The 15,014-nt window shown below is 46.7% G+C and carries 13 protein-coding genes; 5 read left to right on the top strand and 8 right to left on the bottom strand.

The genetic code is table 11. The features are described from left to right. Positions 1-196: 196 nt before the first annotated feature. Complete coding sequence (locus tag JWG88_RS14795; RefSeq protein ID WP_205234567.1) at positions 197-1,594, top strand: MFS transporter; 1,398 nt, start codon at positions 197-199, stop codon at positions 1,592-1,594. 25 nt (positions 1,595-1,619) lie between these two features. On the opposite strand, the gene JWG88_RS14790 is transcribed toward JWG88_RS14795, so the two are convergent. Continuing rightward, positions 1,620-3,455 carry a response regulator gene (locus tag JWG88_RS14790; RefSeq protein WP_205234566.1) on the bottom strand — a complete coding sequence of 612 codons (1,836 nt, stop codon included), beginning with the start codon at positions 3,453-3,455 and terminating at the stop codon, positions 1,620-1,622. Positions 3,456-3,795: 340 nt separating this feature from the next. Here JWG88_RS14790 and yoaA point away from each other — a divergent pair, with 340 nt between their 5' ends. From yoaA to JWG88_RS14775, 3 genes are read left to right on the top strand one after another with little or no spacing between them, the layout of a single operon-like run. After that, positions 3,796-5,745: a DNA repair helicase YoaA gene (yoaA, locus tag JWG88_RS14785; RefSeq protein ID WP_205234565.1), complete on the top strand. Its 1,950-nt coding sequence runs from the start codon at positions 3,796-3,798 to the stop codon at positions 5,743-5,745. A gap of 42 nt (positions 5,746-5,787) precedes the next feature. Then, a complete protein-coding gene (locus JWG88_RS14780) occupies positions 5,788-6,762 on the top strand; it encodes a polyprenyl synthetase family protein (protein WP_205234564.1) in 975 nt (324 codons plus the stop codon). Between the two features lie 33 nt (positions 6,763-6,795). Further along, positions 6,796-7,689: a divergent polysaccharide deacetylase family protein gene (locus JWG88_RS14775; protein ID WP_205234563.1), complete on the top strand. Its 894-nt coding sequence runs from the start codon at positions 6,796-6,798 to the stop codon at positions 7,687-7,689. A 48-nt stretch (positions 7,690-7,737) separates the two neighbouring features. Here the strand turns inward: JWG88_RS14775 and JWG88_RS14770 are convergent, their stop codons facing one another. From JWG88_RS14770 to thiS, 5 genes are all read right to left on the bottom strand, one after another. Continuing rightward, positions 7,738-8,187, bottom strand: coding sequence for a diacylglycerol kinase (locus tag JWG88_RS14770; protein ID WP_240194473.1), 450 nt, complete (start codon positions 8,185-8,187; stop codon positions 7,738-7,740). A gap of 98 nt (positions 8,188-8,285) precedes the next feature. Continuing rightward, the gene (locus JWG88_RS14765; protein WP_205234562.1) at positions 8,286-9,575 is read right to left on the bottom strand and encodes an IMP cyclohydrolase; all 1,290 of its coding nucleotides are present in this window, start codon (positions 9,573-9,575) and stop codon (positions 8,286-8,288) included. A 158-nt stretch (positions 9,576-9,733) separates the two neighbouring features. Continuing rightward, complete coding sequence (thiH, locus tag JWG88_RS14760) at positions 9,734-10,834, bottom strand: 2-iminoacetate synthase ThiH (protein ID WP_306793111.1); 1,101 nt, start codon at positions 10,832-10,834, stop codon at positions 9,734-9,736. A 15-nt stretch (positions 10,835-10,849) separates the two neighbouring features. Beyond that, positions 10,850-11,626 carry a thiazole synthase gene (locus JWG88_RS14755; RefSeq protein WP_205234560.1) on the bottom strand — a complete coding sequence of 259 codons (777 nt, stop codon included), beginning with the start codon at positions 11,624-11,626 and terminating at the stop codon, positions 10,850-10,852. 1 nt (position 11,627) lies between these two features. Next, complete coding sequence (gene thiS, locus JWG88_RS14750) at positions 11,628-11,825, bottom strand: sulfur carrier protein ThiS (RefSeq protein WP_205234559.1); 198 nt, start codon at positions 11,823-11,825, stop codon at positions 11,628-11,630. A 430-nt stretch (positions 11,826-12,255) separates the two neighbouring features. Between thiS and JWG88_RS14745 the strand changes: the two genes are divergently transcribed. After that, positions 12,256-13,272, top strand: a complete 1,017-nt coding sequence (locus JWG88_RS14745) for a sugar phosphate nucleotidyltransferase (RefSeq protein ID WP_205234558.1) — start codon at positions 12,256-12,258, stop codon at positions 13,270-13,272. A 117-nt stretch (positions 13,273-13,389) separates the two neighbouring features. On the opposite strand, the gene JWG88_RS14740 is transcribed toward JWG88_RS14745, so the two are convergent. Further along, positions 13,390-13,734 (bottom strand): hypothetical protein, encoded by a 345-nt coding sequence (locus JWG88_RS14740; RefSeq protein WP_205234557.1) that lies wholly within the window; start codon positions 13,732-13,734, stop codon positions 13,390-13,392. Positions 13,735-13,744: 10 nt separating this feature from the next. Beyond that, positions 13,745-14,347, bottom strand: a complete 603-nt coding sequence (locus JWG88_RS14735) for a hypothetical protein (protein WP_205234556.1) — start codon at positions 14,345-14,347, stop codon at positions 13,745-13,747. Between the last annotated feature and the right edge of the window lie 667 nt (positions 14,348-15,014).

Below are 15,014 nucleotides of genomic sequence, written 5' to 3'. Positions count from 1 at the left end.
TTTTTAAATTCAGAGCAGGCAAGAGTAAACTTCTTTGGCCAGGTTTGACCGGTTAGCAATTTTATTCCCTCCGGCAAGGCCTTTCTGCACTAAAACAGGCGCCGGCTTCTCGGTTGCGTGTGGCCATCCACATCCCTCGGTTGACATCGTCCTTTACTTGTAGGAATATAGGTGAAATAGTCAATGAAAGGAAAGCATGAGCCTAGCAAAAAAACCTACGGCATATTTTTTCATGGTTGCAACCGGAGTGTTTTTGTCGACCATGGACAGCAGTATGATCAATATTGCCTTGCCGTATATCATGGACAGTTTTTCAACGACTCTGGTCAAAGTTGAATGGGTTGTACTTATCTATCTTTTAACCATTTCTGTTTCCCTGTTGATCTGGGGAAAACTATCGGATAGATATGGCAAGGGAGTCATTTATCTGATCGGCATGCTGGTTTTTTCTTTAGGCGCTCTGTGCTGCTATTTTTCTCAATATCTTTTTTTACTTGTTGTTTCACGCTTTATTCAGGGGCTTGGCGCCGCTATGATGATGTCTACCGGGCCAGCTATAATACGCCTTGCCGTACCTCCGGAGCAGATAGGCAGATGGCTTGGTTCGCTGGGTATTGCCACTTCGCTTGGGCTGATGACCGGCCCGTTGATTGGCGGTTTTATTCTGCACGCCTACGACTGGCGTACAATTTTCCTGCTCAACGTTCCAATCAGTTTTACCGCCTTTCTCTTCGGCTGGATATTCATTGCCGGCACTCTCCCTAAATATATCAAGGAAGACAGCCGCTTCGACTGGTTTGGCGCAGTGCTGTGGTGCATCGTGGTTTCATTGACGGTTGTGATCCTCAACGGTCATGATGTCTGGAAAATATCCCAGTTTCTCTTTCTGCTGTTTCTGCTGTTTGGGGTAACCGTCTTTTTTCTTCGTTGGGAATTTAAGAGGGGGGACCCTCTGATTCCCGTCATCTTGTTACGGAAGAAATTCTACAGTGTCGCAATGCTGTCGGTGACACTCTCCTTTGCTGTTCTCTTTTTTGTCCTGATCCTTATGCCGTTTTACTTCAATTATGTCCTCGGCCTTTCCTTTGATAAAATAGGGTATATGATGATGGCGGTCCCGGTAACCCTTTTTGTCGTTTCCCCGCTCTCGGGGAGACTATATGACAGAATGGGATCCAGGTATTTGACATTCATGGGAATGTTTGTAACAGGAAGTGCGGTTATTTTCCTGTCTGCAGTGACTGAAACATCTTCTCTGCTGGATATAGGCTGGAGGTTGTCCCTGCTCGGTTGCGGCCAGTCCATTTTTCTTTCGCCTAATACCGCTTCGGTTCTCTCCAGGGTCAGCCTTGAGGATACGGGAATATCAGCAGGAATGCTGGCAACCTGTAGAAATCTGGGAATGCTGCTGGGAGTAGCCCTGGTCGGCATGATATTCAGTTATTTCTTTGAACTCCTGACCGATGGACAGAAATTGGGCGGTGGCTACCATATCGGTCTCATGCCACAATTTCTGCAATCCTTCAGGTATACATTCTTTGTTGCTGCTGCTCTTGCCTTCTCCGGAGCGATCATCTCTTTAAGACGCCGGTGAGTCTCCATAGCGGATGCCGCATTTATCAGGACTGCACAGGGAAACGGATAACCGCGCGTATTCCGTGCGGTGAGACCTGCTGCAGCGAAAAGCCGGCACCGTGTAATTCAAGAATCTGCTCTACGAGAGTCAACCCAAGCCCCGTCCCATAGGTTTTGGTTGTATAGAAGGGATCTCTGACCAGTTTGGAGCTGAAATCACTGATGCCTGAACCGGTATCGCTGATACTTATGGTTGTGCCTTCCTCACTATGGGAAAGTTCAACGCGCAGTATTCCTCCCGACTCCATAGCTTCTATGCTGTTGCGGATAAGATGCATGAAAACCTTGCGCATCATTTGTGGATCAATTTTCAGGATTACGTCGTTATCCGGAACAGAAAGCTCCAGCTTGATACCGGTTTTTTTGAATGCTGCATAGAAGACGGCCAGGCTTTCTCTTAAAGTAGCAGTGAGTGAGTGCGGTCCCGTTTCGAGGGAGATATCATCTACAAATTGAAAGAGATTTTTCAGAGTTTCCTCGATCTTAGTGGTTTCCTCAGCCATTATAGATAGAAATTTCCTGGTATTATCCTCCTGAGCCCGACGGAGTAAGAGTCTCGCCGTCCCGCCTATCGAAGTCAGTGGATTGCGGATAGCATGGACGAGTTGTGCCGAGACATATCCTATAGTAGAGTAGCGTTCGGCCTCAATGAGCATATCCTTGTTTTTTTCAAGCTCTTCTGTGACAAGTTCAAGTTCATGGATCTTTTCATTCATATCACGGTAGAGATGACTGTGTTCAATAGCAAGACTCGCCTGATTGGCGAATATTTCGAGAGTAATCATGTCATCGGACGTAATTTCCGCTCCGGTGACAAAGTTATCCGCAATAAGAACACCCAGGGATCGGCTCGGAGAGAAGAGAGGAACGACAACAAAATTCTCCTCATTGAGCAACTGCAGGAACTCCCTGGGGACATGAACACCCTCTGCCCTGCCGTTTTTAACGAGTATTGATTTCCTTTTCAGGCTTGAATGAATCAGAATATGATTTGTTTCAGAGGCTTGAACCTTAAGTTCCCTGGCTATCCGGTTGACTTTCGTGTCCTGATGTATGCTGTTATCGATTATTCCATTGAGAATGGCGTGTAATCCAAGATTTTTAGTTTTTATTGATTGCCAAACCTGCTCCGCCTCCTCTCTTGTGGATGGTCCCGTTGCCAGTTTACCGCTGAGAGTTTCACCATTGCTATCGTACAATGCCAGGAAAGCCCTGTTGAATTTGAGCCCATCTTCAGACGTAATTCCCGCCAGTATGGTTTGGAGAACACTATCCAGCTCCAGTGCATTAAGGTAGGCCGAATTCATCTTGAGATTGAGGTTGTGGAGAAACTGGGTCCGAAAATTCGTGACTTCCAGCTCCCGTTGAAATATCCTGTTTTCGATAGCAAGGCGTCTTTTTTTCAGAGTCTGGCTGAGGGTATGAAGGAACTCGTCGGGAATCACAGGTTTTGTGAGGTAATCATCCGCTCCTTTCCTGAGACATTCCAGTGCCGTCTGGATATCTGTGGTTCCGGTGACCATTATGATGCCCAAATCAGGATTGTTGGGGACAAGATCGGAAAGAATTTCGGTACCGCTTTTTCCCGGGAGTCCTATGTCAAGAAGGATGAGCGCAACTCTCTCCTTTCTGAATATTGCGTAGAGTTCTTCAGCGTTTGAGGCTTTGGCCACAGGTATATTTTGACGGGTAAGGTAATGTTCCAGCAGGAGTACAATTTCAGCAGAATCGTCTACTATAACAACGATCTCGTTGTCATAGAGCAGGTCCCTGATGGATGGAAATTCGGGTATGTCTTTTGTGGGAAGTATCTCTACCATCGGTTCAATTTGAAGTGGGGTCCTTTAGCCGGAAACTCAAACACGGAGACGTCACAAAAGGCACGATCTCCCAGGTTGCAGGTTTTTGGCGGGACTTCTATATAGAAGTATAGTCGGCGGCCTGCCAAAAATATATATCGAGCTTTTTGTCCAGTCATCTGAGAGCTTCGCGGTTTTTACAAGATTATCAAACTTAATCTGTTATATACAAGTATTATGCATTTAGTGTACAGGCTTGGTTGAAAAATAAAAATAAAAAACGTATAACTTGTCCTTTAGTTGCATCAGCTAAAAACTCGTCAAAAATTAACTCCTCGAAAGGGTTTGTCGGAAAGAGGTAATGGATACATATTTTGGTGAAAACGGACTTCTGGCAAAGTCTTTTGAAAAATTTGAACCCAGGACCGGCCAGCTGAAGATGGCTGAGGCTGTGCAGAATGTTCTGAAGGGAAATGAGAGAGAATATGAGAGGGCCGAGATCCTTTTGGTTGAAGCGGAGACCGGAATCGGCAAGACCCTGGCATACCTGCTGCCTGCTGTCCTGTCTGGCAAGCGGCTGGTTGTCTCCACGGCAACCATTAACCTTCAGGATCAGATTCTCAAGAAAGAAATTCCCCTGCTGACCAGAATTCTCGGGGAAGAAATAGAGGTTGTCTGTATAAAGGGGAGACAGAACTATCTCTGTTATTACAGGTGGTATCAGTATAGAAGTTCACCCCAGTTGACGGTTGTTGACGACGGCAGCTGTGACAAAGTGGATGAATGGCTTTTGAGCACCGAAACCGGAGATCGTGCAGAACTGGAATGGCTGCACGATCATTCGCCATTGTGGCCCAAGATATCTGCTCAGTCACACCAATGTCTCGGCGGAGAATGTCCCGAGGCACCAAGGTGTTTCATCAACGAGTTGAGAAGAAAAGCAGGTTCGGCCCGGCTCATGATAGTCAATCATCATCTGTTTTTTTCGGATCTAGCTCTACGCAAAGCCGGCTTTGGTGAGATCCTGCCGCGTTATCAAGGGGTCATATTCGATGAGGCTCACCATCTGGAGAATGTCGCTTCAACTTTTTTTGGAAAGAGTTTCAGTCAATATCAGGTTCTTGATCTTGTGCAGGATGTTGAAAGACAGGCCGAAGCTGACTTACCGCCTTCCCTGGCCGACAAGATGATAAGCTCGATTAGGGGGCTGAAAAAGAGAGTTGATGATTTTTCTCGGATGTTTCCGTTAGAAAGGGGGCGTTTTCCTCTCGGCGAGTTTATAGAGGGACAACAGGAATGGCATGACGATGTCGGCCATCTTGCTTCCGGATTGGAACGTATTATCAGCGAGCTGGAGCTGTTTACTTCTTATGGCGAGGGTTGGAAAACGCTGTTGAAAAGGACCGAGGAATTACATGGAAATCTGCTGGTAATAGCATTGCCTGATGTTGTGGAGCAGACCCGGCAGGTGCATTGGTATGAGCGTCGGGAAAGAGCCATCTCTTTGAGCTCAACTCCTATTCATGTGGCGGAGAATCTCAGGGAAATTCTTTACCCCGCAGTCGAATGCTGTATCTTGACATCCGCCACCCTTACCACTGCGGGAAATTTTTCCTATGTATGTGAACGGCTCGGATTGGAAGGGGACGTCAACACTCTACGTTTACAATCCCCCTTCAATTATCAGGACAGGACACAACTCTACATTCCCGAAAATGACTTTCCCCTGCCTTCCGAGCGGCGGTATACTGAGGAGCTTTGTCAGCGGATTTACGATATTCTGCAAATCACCGAAGGAAGAGCCCTTATTCTCTGCACCAGTTTTAAAGGTATGGACAGTGTCGCTGAATTTCTCGAGGATCACCTGCAATTTCCAGTGCTTGTTCAGGGAAGGGCGTCAAGGTATTTCCTGCTGCAGCAGTTTAAGGAAGAGGTCGATTCGGTTTTGGTGGCCGTGGCCAGCTTCTGGGAAGGGGTAGATGTGCCGGGTCCGTCCCTAAGCTGCGTAATTATCGACAAGCTTCCATTCGAAGTACCAAGCGATCCTGTCCTTCAGGCAAGAATCGCCGCGGTCAGGGAGGCCGGTGGAAACCCTTTTTTTGATTTCCAGATACCTCGAGCCATCTTGACCCTCAGGCAGGGTGTCGGTCGATTGATGAGGGCAAGTGATGACCGGGGTCTTTTGGCAATAATGGATCCTCGCCTGTATTCAAAGGGATATGGACGTATATTTCTTGCGTCCCTGCCTCCATCTCCCGTGGTCAGAAATCTGCAGCGGGTTGATGAATTTTTCGAATTGACAGGCAAGTAATCTTTACTCAGTGGTAAACGTATGTCTGATATGAACGCTTTAATGCAACTCGTTCAAGCTGATATAGAACGGATAGACAGCACTATGCTGGATGATCTTGAAAAGCTGGCGGAAAAACTGGATGGACGTCTTGTCGAGATTTTACGATATGGACTGTTCGGCGGGGGCAAGCGCTTCCGTCCTCTGCTTACGGTGATTTCTTCGCGTCTGAGCGGCGGCTCATCGGAGGAAATTTACAACCTCTCCATAGCCTTCGAATACCTTCATCTGGCAACGCTTTTTCATGACGATATCATAGACCGTGCTGAAACACGGCGAGGAAAACCTTCTGTGTGCAAGGCCTATGGTATCGCTGCAGCCATTCTTGCCGGGGATTTCCTGCACTCCCGTTCCATGGAGGTAATAGGAAGGCTTGGAGGAGAACAGGCCCTGGAAATATTTTGCGGGGCCACAGAGGCAATAGTAGATGGTGAGTTTGTCCAATTGAGAAATGCTGAAAATTTTAACCAGTCTGAGGCAGATTATTTCCGAGCCATAGAAGGGAAGACGGCCTTGCTGATCTCTGCAGCTACGGAAATAGGGGCTCTTTTCGGTGAAGCTGACAGAAAACAGCAGCAGGCCCTGAGAGAATATGGGCGTAATTTAGGATATGGTTTCCAAATCGTGGATGACCTTCTGGACTACCGGGGGGAAGAGAGCGCTACCGGTAAATCAACAGGGAATGATCTCTGTGAAGGAAAGATGACGCTGCCGCTGATTCTTGCTCTGGAACAGGCTGATCAGAGCGGGAGAGATACCATTATCGAAATTCTGGCGGATCCGGAAACCCGGAGTAAATCGTTTCACAGCGTTTACAACTTTATCGAAAGACATGAAGGTTTCAGTCGTGCCGAAAGCAGGGCCCAGCGATGTATTGAGGATGCGCTTTGCAATCTGCGCGTATTTCCGGCATCTAGGGACAAAGATATCCGGATTCTTCAGGGGCTGGCTCAGTATGCACTGCAGCGCAAGAAATGATAACCGCCGGTCGGGAAAGGCAGGGAAGTGATAATGGCACGAGCTCGAACGCGACGCAAAAAAAAGAAGACTGCATCTAAGAATCGAAGCAGGTTTTCCCGGATAGATTTTAAAAAAATAGTATACACCCTGTGTTTGCTGAGCTTCCTGGTGTTTTCCATCGGAGTTCTCACCTATGTTATCTTTTTCCGCATGGTTGTTGCCGCCGAACTGGAATCCGTGCCGAATCCGCCTATGTGCGAAGAAGCTGACGGCAGAGTGGAGCGTGTGGATTTACCCGAATGTGCTATCATCATCGATGATATGGGATACCACCATGAAATAGGGAAGAAGATGATAGATCTTCCGTTGAATCTTTCTTTTTCTTTTCTCCCTCATGCGCCTTACACATCCGAATTGGAAAATATGGCCTTCAGACTGGGAAGAACTATTCTTCTGCATTTACCGCTTCAGCCCAAAGATAATACCTGGGACCCAGGTCCTGGAGCACTGTATGTCGATGAACAAGCACAGCAGGAGTCTCTTTTTTTGCAGAATATCAAGATGGTACCTCATGCCGTTGGCGTGAATAACCATATGGGATCTTTTTATAGCGAAGATAAGACCGCCATGACATCACTTCTTGAACTTATAGATGCGAGGCGATTGTTCTATGTTGACAGTTATACCACGCCGAACAGTCTGGGTTATACCCTGGCGCAGCAGAAAGAAATTCGATCAGCCAGGCGGCATATTTTTTTAGATAACGTGGAGGAGGTCGAGGCGATCTGCGAACGGCTTAGCGAATTGATGCGGATTGCGCTGCAGCACGGACAGGCTATTGGTATTGCCCACCCGCATAAAGAAACCCTTACTGCGCTGCAATCATGTATAGATTCCAAGCGCTCTCCGGTAAAATTTGTCGGAGTAGAGAAGCTTGTTAATTGATGTTACCTTAACAACTGCACATCCAGAAGATCCTCTCTCAGAGCAGAACTAAAGCAGCAAGAACGGGATGGTGTAGAGCCAGAGCGTTACCGCCATGATCATTGCCAGAAAAACAGCGGCACTTCCCATATCTTTGGCTTTTTTAGCAAGTTCATGAAGCTCAGGAGAAGCAAGATCGACTACCGCCTCCACCGCAGAATTCAAAATCTCGGAAATGAGCACAATAAAATTTGCCGCCAGCAACAATAGCTTAAAAGTAAGCGGGATCGGCAGGAAGTAGAGAAGCGGCAGAAGAAGAATAAACATCATAACCACTTGCCTGAAGGCGGCTTCCCCTTTAAAGGCGGCGCTTAATCCATCGATTGAGTGGTAAAAGGCGGATTGGATTCGCTGAAGCGGTGGCTTTTGTGGTTTCATAACTGTCGTTTTCTGCATGTCGGTCATGTCTTTGGCAAGTTCTTGATGTTTTAGAGATAACGTGCTTTTTCGAGACGTCATCAATTTTCCTGAACTTGATTCAGGTAGATAAAATCCCGCCACTCAATTGGACAAGTAATTGTGGCTGAATAGTAGAAGTAAAATTGTCCCGACTACAATCAATGTTTGAAAGAGCGTTGTCCTGTAAACATCATAGCAACTTGAGGGGTAGCCTCATTGCAGGCTTCAATAGTTTCGAAGTCCCGCATTGAACCGCCTGCCTGCAGGATTGCCGATACTCCCTGGCGGATTCCTATATCGGCACCATCGCGAAATGGAAAAAAAGCATCTGATATCATGACGGATCCTGGCAGGTTGGCCCGATCGGCACGCACCTTCGCGTCAATTTCTTCTTTGTCTGCCTGGTCCCGTTTACCCCTTTCTATGGCGAGAGCAAGGTCGGCATAGGAGATATCGAAACGGTCGAAACAGAGGATATCGGCATATTTTATATACGCTTTATGCACTGCGATTTCGGCAACTCCGACTCTGTCCTGCTCTCCTGTGCCGATGCCGACGGTGCAACCATCTTTTACATACAGGACCGAGTTGGAGGTCACTCCATGTTCAACGGCCCAGCCGAAAATCATATCGTCGACTTCCTGTTCTGTCGGTGCCCTCTGACAACGGTACTCTTTTCCTTTCCAGGAGGCTACTGCCGGTTGCAGATCCAGGGCTGTACGAATAGAATTGACAGGGGACTGCTGGACGATGATGCCGCCGTCTATCAAACTTTTAAAATCAACGTAACGATATGATTCAAAATCGGAAAGTCTTTCAATTCCTGAGATTCTTATGACACGGAGGTTGGTTCTTTTTTTCAGCAGGTCAAGGGCGCCTTCTTCAAAATCGGGAGCACAGACGACTTCAAGATAATTTTCTGCCAGAAGGGCGGCTGTCTCCTTATCGCATGGGCGATTCAGAACCACCGCACCGCCGAAGGCGGCGATTCGGTCACTGCGATTTGCCCTGTCAAAAGCCTTGGCCAGGGAGTTACCATAGGCTGCACCGCAAGGATTATTGTGTTTGAGAATTACGGCTGCTGGTTTTTCAGTCAGGTATTTGATGATATTGAGCCCGTTATCTACATCTGTGAGGTTGATTTTTCCCGGATGCTTACCCACCTGCAGCATGTCTTCTGCTGTAATTGAAGAGACCAGACCGTTATAAGGCGTGATATAGGAGCAATCGCCAAGCACCAGGTTACCTCCCACCAGCTCGTAGAGGGCTGCTTCCTGATCGGGGTTCTCACCATATCTGACTCCCCGTTCAACTACGCTGCCGTCTTCCTGTTTGATTTCCCAGGTTTTCTTGCGATAGACCAGTGTCTGGTTACCAAAGGAGATCTTCATTTCCATGGGAAAATTATCTCCCAGTATTGTGGAGTACATCTTTTTGATATTACTCATTCTCTTCTCCTTTTCATTATGATAATCCCGTAAAAAGACATTGAAGTCGCCAAGATGGACTCTGCAATAAGCACCCCTGAGGACTTAAACTCCGAAGCTCTATAGCAGGCATAATATCTGAAACGGATGCAGATCGAGCTTTTTAGGAGTCCATCATGCTACGAAAGTGTGCTTTCCTGAAAAGAGGCATCCCAATCCTTGCAGACCGGATCAAATCCTTTGCTTCGTATAACAGCAGCCATCTCAGGCAATGATCGATGATCACCTACGCTGAATTGTTCTCCATTCAGTTCCGGATTGCCATATCCGCCGGGGGCCGTACTTGATCCGGCAGAATAGCGGGTTGGGCCCAATCCCAGCATACCATCCCTGAAAGCGGCCTCTTCGCGGGTCGACACAATAAGACCTACATCGGGGTCGAAGATGCGCAGAGCGAAGATCAGCTGACTGAGGTTTTTCAGATTCACTTCCGTCAGCGGTGCAAAAGCTCCTGCCGCAGGCCTCAGGCGCGGAAACGAAACACTGAAGTTAGTCTGCCAGAACCTCCGGCGCAAAGAGTTCAGGTGGTATCCCAGGGCCATGCCTTCGGCGCGCCAGTTTGAAAGTCCCAGGAGTGCTCCGATTCCTATCTCCCGCATGCCGACGGCGGCAGCTCGATCAGGCGTATCCAGACGGAAGTCATAGTCGCGTTTCTTGCCTGCCGGATGAAGTTCTTTATAGAGTTCTCTATCATAAGTCTCCTGATAAACAGCGACTGCGGTAATGCCGGCGGCAAATAATCGGCGGTAAGCTTCTGTCGAGAGGGGTTGAACCTCAATTGAAAGAGAGGCGAATCGGGAGCATAATCGCTTGGCCAGATTCTCCAGATAAGAAACATCGATAATCGCATCGGACTCACCACTGACCAGCAAAATATGGCGGAATCCTCGCCGATATAAAATCTCCGCCTCCTTTTCAGCTTCATCAAGGGTCAATGCTTTACGATCGATCTTGTTGGTTGCGGAAAAACCGCAATAGACACATCTGTTCGTGCAGAAGTTGGAAAGATATACGGGTGCATAGAGCTGGGTTGTTCTGCCGAATCGCTGCAGAGTCAGGTCACGTGAACGCGCGGCAAGCTGCGGAAGAAAACGATCAGCAGCAGGAGAGAGTAGGGCGGAGAGCTCGCCGATGCCAGGTTTGGCACATTCGAGCGCGTGCATAACATCGCTTTCAGAGCAGCGTTCAAGCTGGTTTTGCCATGAGAAGAAATCGGGCATCGTCATCATTGGTTATTACAGGAAAGAGAGATCTTCAGAGATGCCCTGGAGAGGAGAGGAGGCCTGAGCATTGGTACTCTTAGCTCCCATACCTGCTTCATAGGCTGTTCTGCCAGCCTCCACTGCCTTGGCAAAAGCGCCTGCCATGGCTATCGGATCCCTGGCTATAGCAATGGCGGTATTGACCAGCACCGCATCGGCACCCATTTCCATAGCCTGTGCGGCATGAGAAGGTGCTCCGATTCCTGCATCGACAACCACGGGAACGCCGGCCTGTTCAATTATTATCTCAATCTGAAAAGCCGTCAGAATCCCCTGATTGGTGCCGATGGGAGAGCCAAGCGGCATCACCGCAGCTGCGCCTGCATCCTGGAGCCTCAGGGCAAGGATTGGATCGGCATTCATATAGGGCAAAACAATAAAGCCTTCCTTAACCAGTTTTTCAGTGGCGACGAGAGTTTCGACGGGATCAGGAAGAAGAGTGCGCGGGTCGGGGGTCACTTCGAGTTTAAGCCAGCGATTCCCCGATGCCGCCCTGGCCAATCTGGCAAGACGGATGGCTTCATCGCTGTTCCTGGCTCCGGAGGTGTTTGGCAGAAAGGTATATTTTCGTGGATCGATAACACTCATGATGTCATCGTTCGGATTGGACAAATCAACCCTGCGCAGCGCAACCGTAACCATTTCCGTTCCGGAAGCAGAGATTGCCTGCTCCATTATTTTGGAGGAGGCGAATTTTCCTGTCCCGAGAAACAATCTGGAAGAAAAGGAGGTTTCTGCAATTGTCAGCATATCAGCCTCCTCCTACAAATCGAATGATTTCCAGAATATCACTATCATTGAGCAGGTAATCGGCGAGATTATTGTTGTCGATTATTTCACCATTCAATTCTACGACAAATGATTGAGGGAGACCATAGCCTTCCAGAGCCTCTACAATAGTGGATCCAGGTGAAACAGCAACCTTTTCACCGTTAATAGTGACGTTCATAGCATAAAAAAAGAAGAAAAATTTTTGTTAGTGCCTCACCCAGAAGAGCCCGTAAGCAAAAATTAGAAAACGAAAAGCACGTTAAGCCAACAGATTACGCATTACTAAGGCTCTTATCGAGCTCCCACGGCAGGATTGGTTCAAAAAATAGTGTGGAGCTGCAGTTGATAAAAAACGTGTCCATTCTTCTCTTCCGGTAAAGAATAATCTGCAAATATAATCAGATATTAAAAACTTGCCAACCTTGTTTTCAAGAAGGTGGAAGAAACGAGCTTCTCAAGGTTTTGATTTTTGTGTGGCAATGGCCATAGCTTGAAGAAATGGGATGAAGTGACTTGGAAAAGATAGTATTAAATCTTATCCTTTCAGGACGTTTTAGAATAATGATGTAAAACTTTATCAGTTAGCACAACATCGAAAAAGGAGAACAATGAGCCGCAACTCTCAACTCTCAGTGGTTATACTCGCCGCCGGCAAGGGGACAAGGATGAAATCGGCTACGGCCAAAGTCTTGCATCACGTTTTTTTCCAGCCGATGCTGCATCATGTACTGCAAAGTGTGCAGCCGCTTGAGCCGGGAAGATGTGTTGTTGTCGTCGGTCATCAGGAGGACGCTGTGAGAAATTCCCTGGTCGATTTTGATGTGGAAATCGTCCGGCAGGAAAAGCAGCTCGGCACAGGACACGCCGTACAGGTGGCTGGACCTGCCATGAATGAAGATGCCGGTGTGGTGATGATCCTTTGTGGAGATACCCCCCTGATCAGTACAAGTTCTTTAAGGAAAATGTACGAGCACCATACCGCTGCGCAGTCTGTGCTCACGGTTATGACCACCATAGTCGATAATCCGACAGGCTACGGCCGTATTATCTCGGCGGGAAACAGTGTGTTGGCAATTGTTGAAGAAAAAGAGACAGATGAGCTGCAAAGAGAGATTAAAGAGATCAATGCGGGAATATATATGGTGGAACGGGAGTTTCTTTTTGAGGCCCTGGACACCTTGACACCTGATAATACTCAAGGCGAGTTGTATCTGACAGATATTGTCGAATATGCGGTGTCAAGAGGAAAGAACGCGGCGAAATTCCTTAATCGCTCCTCCGTGGAAGTGCTCGGAGTGAATTCCCGGGTTGAGCTTGAGGCAGCCCACAAACAGCTCCAGCTGCAGCGAAATATTGAACTGATGCGGCAGGGCATAACGATTTTCAACAGTGAGATGGTAACGGTAGCCCCAACGGTGGAAATAGGCTGCGACTGCCAACTTCTGCAAAATGTACATATCACGGGAAACAGCTTGATCGGCAAGTCATGCATCATCGAAAATGGTGTTATTCTCCATCACTGCAAAGTAGGTGATAATGTGCGAATAGGCGCCTACAGCGTTCTCCAAGGTTGTAATATAGATAAAAATGCGATCATACCACCACTCACTTCCAAAAAGGAATAACAGATAATCAGGTAATTCTGTCGGCAATCAATATTTTTTGATTTTGAGGAAATTGCACAGGAAAACCAAGAGGAATATGCAATAATCGCTTGTTCAGGGGAAAAGCTATTCTAAGTCTCAATTTCCAATCTTTTTGGAGACGGCATCGAGTCTTTTTTGAGTTTTATCTGAAATAATACCGCTGTTGAATAGCTCTTCGCGCTCATGTGAGGCTATTTCGAGATACATATTTACTTTTTTGAGTTGATTGACGTTAAAATCATCCTTGAGATAAACATCGGCAATTTCATTAATACTGGCTTCAAATTCATAGCCCATCTTTTTAATTGGGTGTACGAGAACATAATCGAGAAAGTCTTTGCGGTTTTTCGTCATATTTTGGAGTTCTTCTATAGTAAAAGCTTTCTCTATAAATTCTATATGGGTCAATAGCTTGTCGAAATTTTCAGCACTGAGTGGCATCGATTTCCTTTCATAGCTGACCACGAAAATAAGAAGAGAGGAAATGGTGATCGCAGCAGCAAACGAGGTGAGGATAATATCTATTTTTTATGAGCATCTTCATACCGTCGACTTCCAGATCTGAATGGATCGATTCCAATGCATCGGCCCATAATTTAGATATGCTCTTTTGAGCACCGTTCAATACCAGTTTGAATTTGCCCGCAAGTACGGATATCCTCAAAAAAACATCTTTCTTCCTGGACTTTAATTCTTCTGGTGATGATCCGGTATTTTGGCAATCTTCCTCCACAACCTGCAGAGATTCTTTAGATTCCTGCTGATCATTGTTCGCAGTTGCCGACTCAGGATATTTAATGTGGCAGAGTGCTCCGGCGGAATTAAAGGAACGCTGGATTTTTTCAGATGTGGTGAGATCTATATTCTTCTTAATAACAAAGGTCTTGCCGGAAAATAAGTGTTCTATCTTCTGGACATCTTGTTTCAAGAGTAAGGCTAATTTTTTTTTAACCTCTGTTACATCGCCACCGTCAATAATATCACCACAAAAGACTACATGATACCGATTGCTCATAATCTTATTCCGCCACATTGGGTTATTACGTTCAGACACTGTCTAGCCATAGCCACAGGTATTCTCAGCCGAACACAAGCTAAATGCATGATATTAAATTAATGTTTCGATTATTTATAGTCAGTTTCTAAAAATATTGCAAAACCAAATAATATTGTTGTAGCTGGACAAGAAAAAAACATAACTTAATGAAACAGGAGATTGACAAGAAGATGGATTAATAGAAACCTTGATGCCAGGATTCGAAATTACTCTGAGCCTCTGTTTATGGAGAATCCAACTCGGCATCCCATGATTCTTATGTGGCCATTGAAAATTCGGAACATAAAAAACCTACGAAAAGACGTTAAGAGGTTTTTTTATAAGAATTGGGATGCGACCTACGTATCAGAAAACAGAAGTCAGAGGCCAGAAGACAGAATAGTTTGTCGCCTTCAGCCAAAGGGCTGAAAGAAGAAATGGAAAACCAAGGTCTATTGAAAAATAGATATAGGAGGAGGGAGGCTGATCTCCTGAAACTATCCTGAAGGGGATTCTGAGCAAAAAAAAAAGCCCCTCAACGAAAAAAACGTTAAGGGGCTTTTCTATAAGAATTCGGCGACGACCTACTCTCCCACATAGTCACCCATGCAGTACCATCGGCGCTGAAGAGCGTAGGTAAGCGAGTGCAGCGAGACTCCGTCATCCGTGTTCGGAATGGGAACGG

This window comes from Desulfopila inferna, assembly GCF_016919005.1.
GTDB classification, from domain to species: domain Bacteria; phylum Desulfobacterota; class Desulfobulbia; order Desulfobulbales; family Desulfocapsaceae; genus Desulfopila_A; species Desulfopila_A inferna.
The sequence above is the reverse complement of the archived record's forward strand: the minus strand, read 5'-3'. Positions and strand labels throughout refer to the sequence as shown.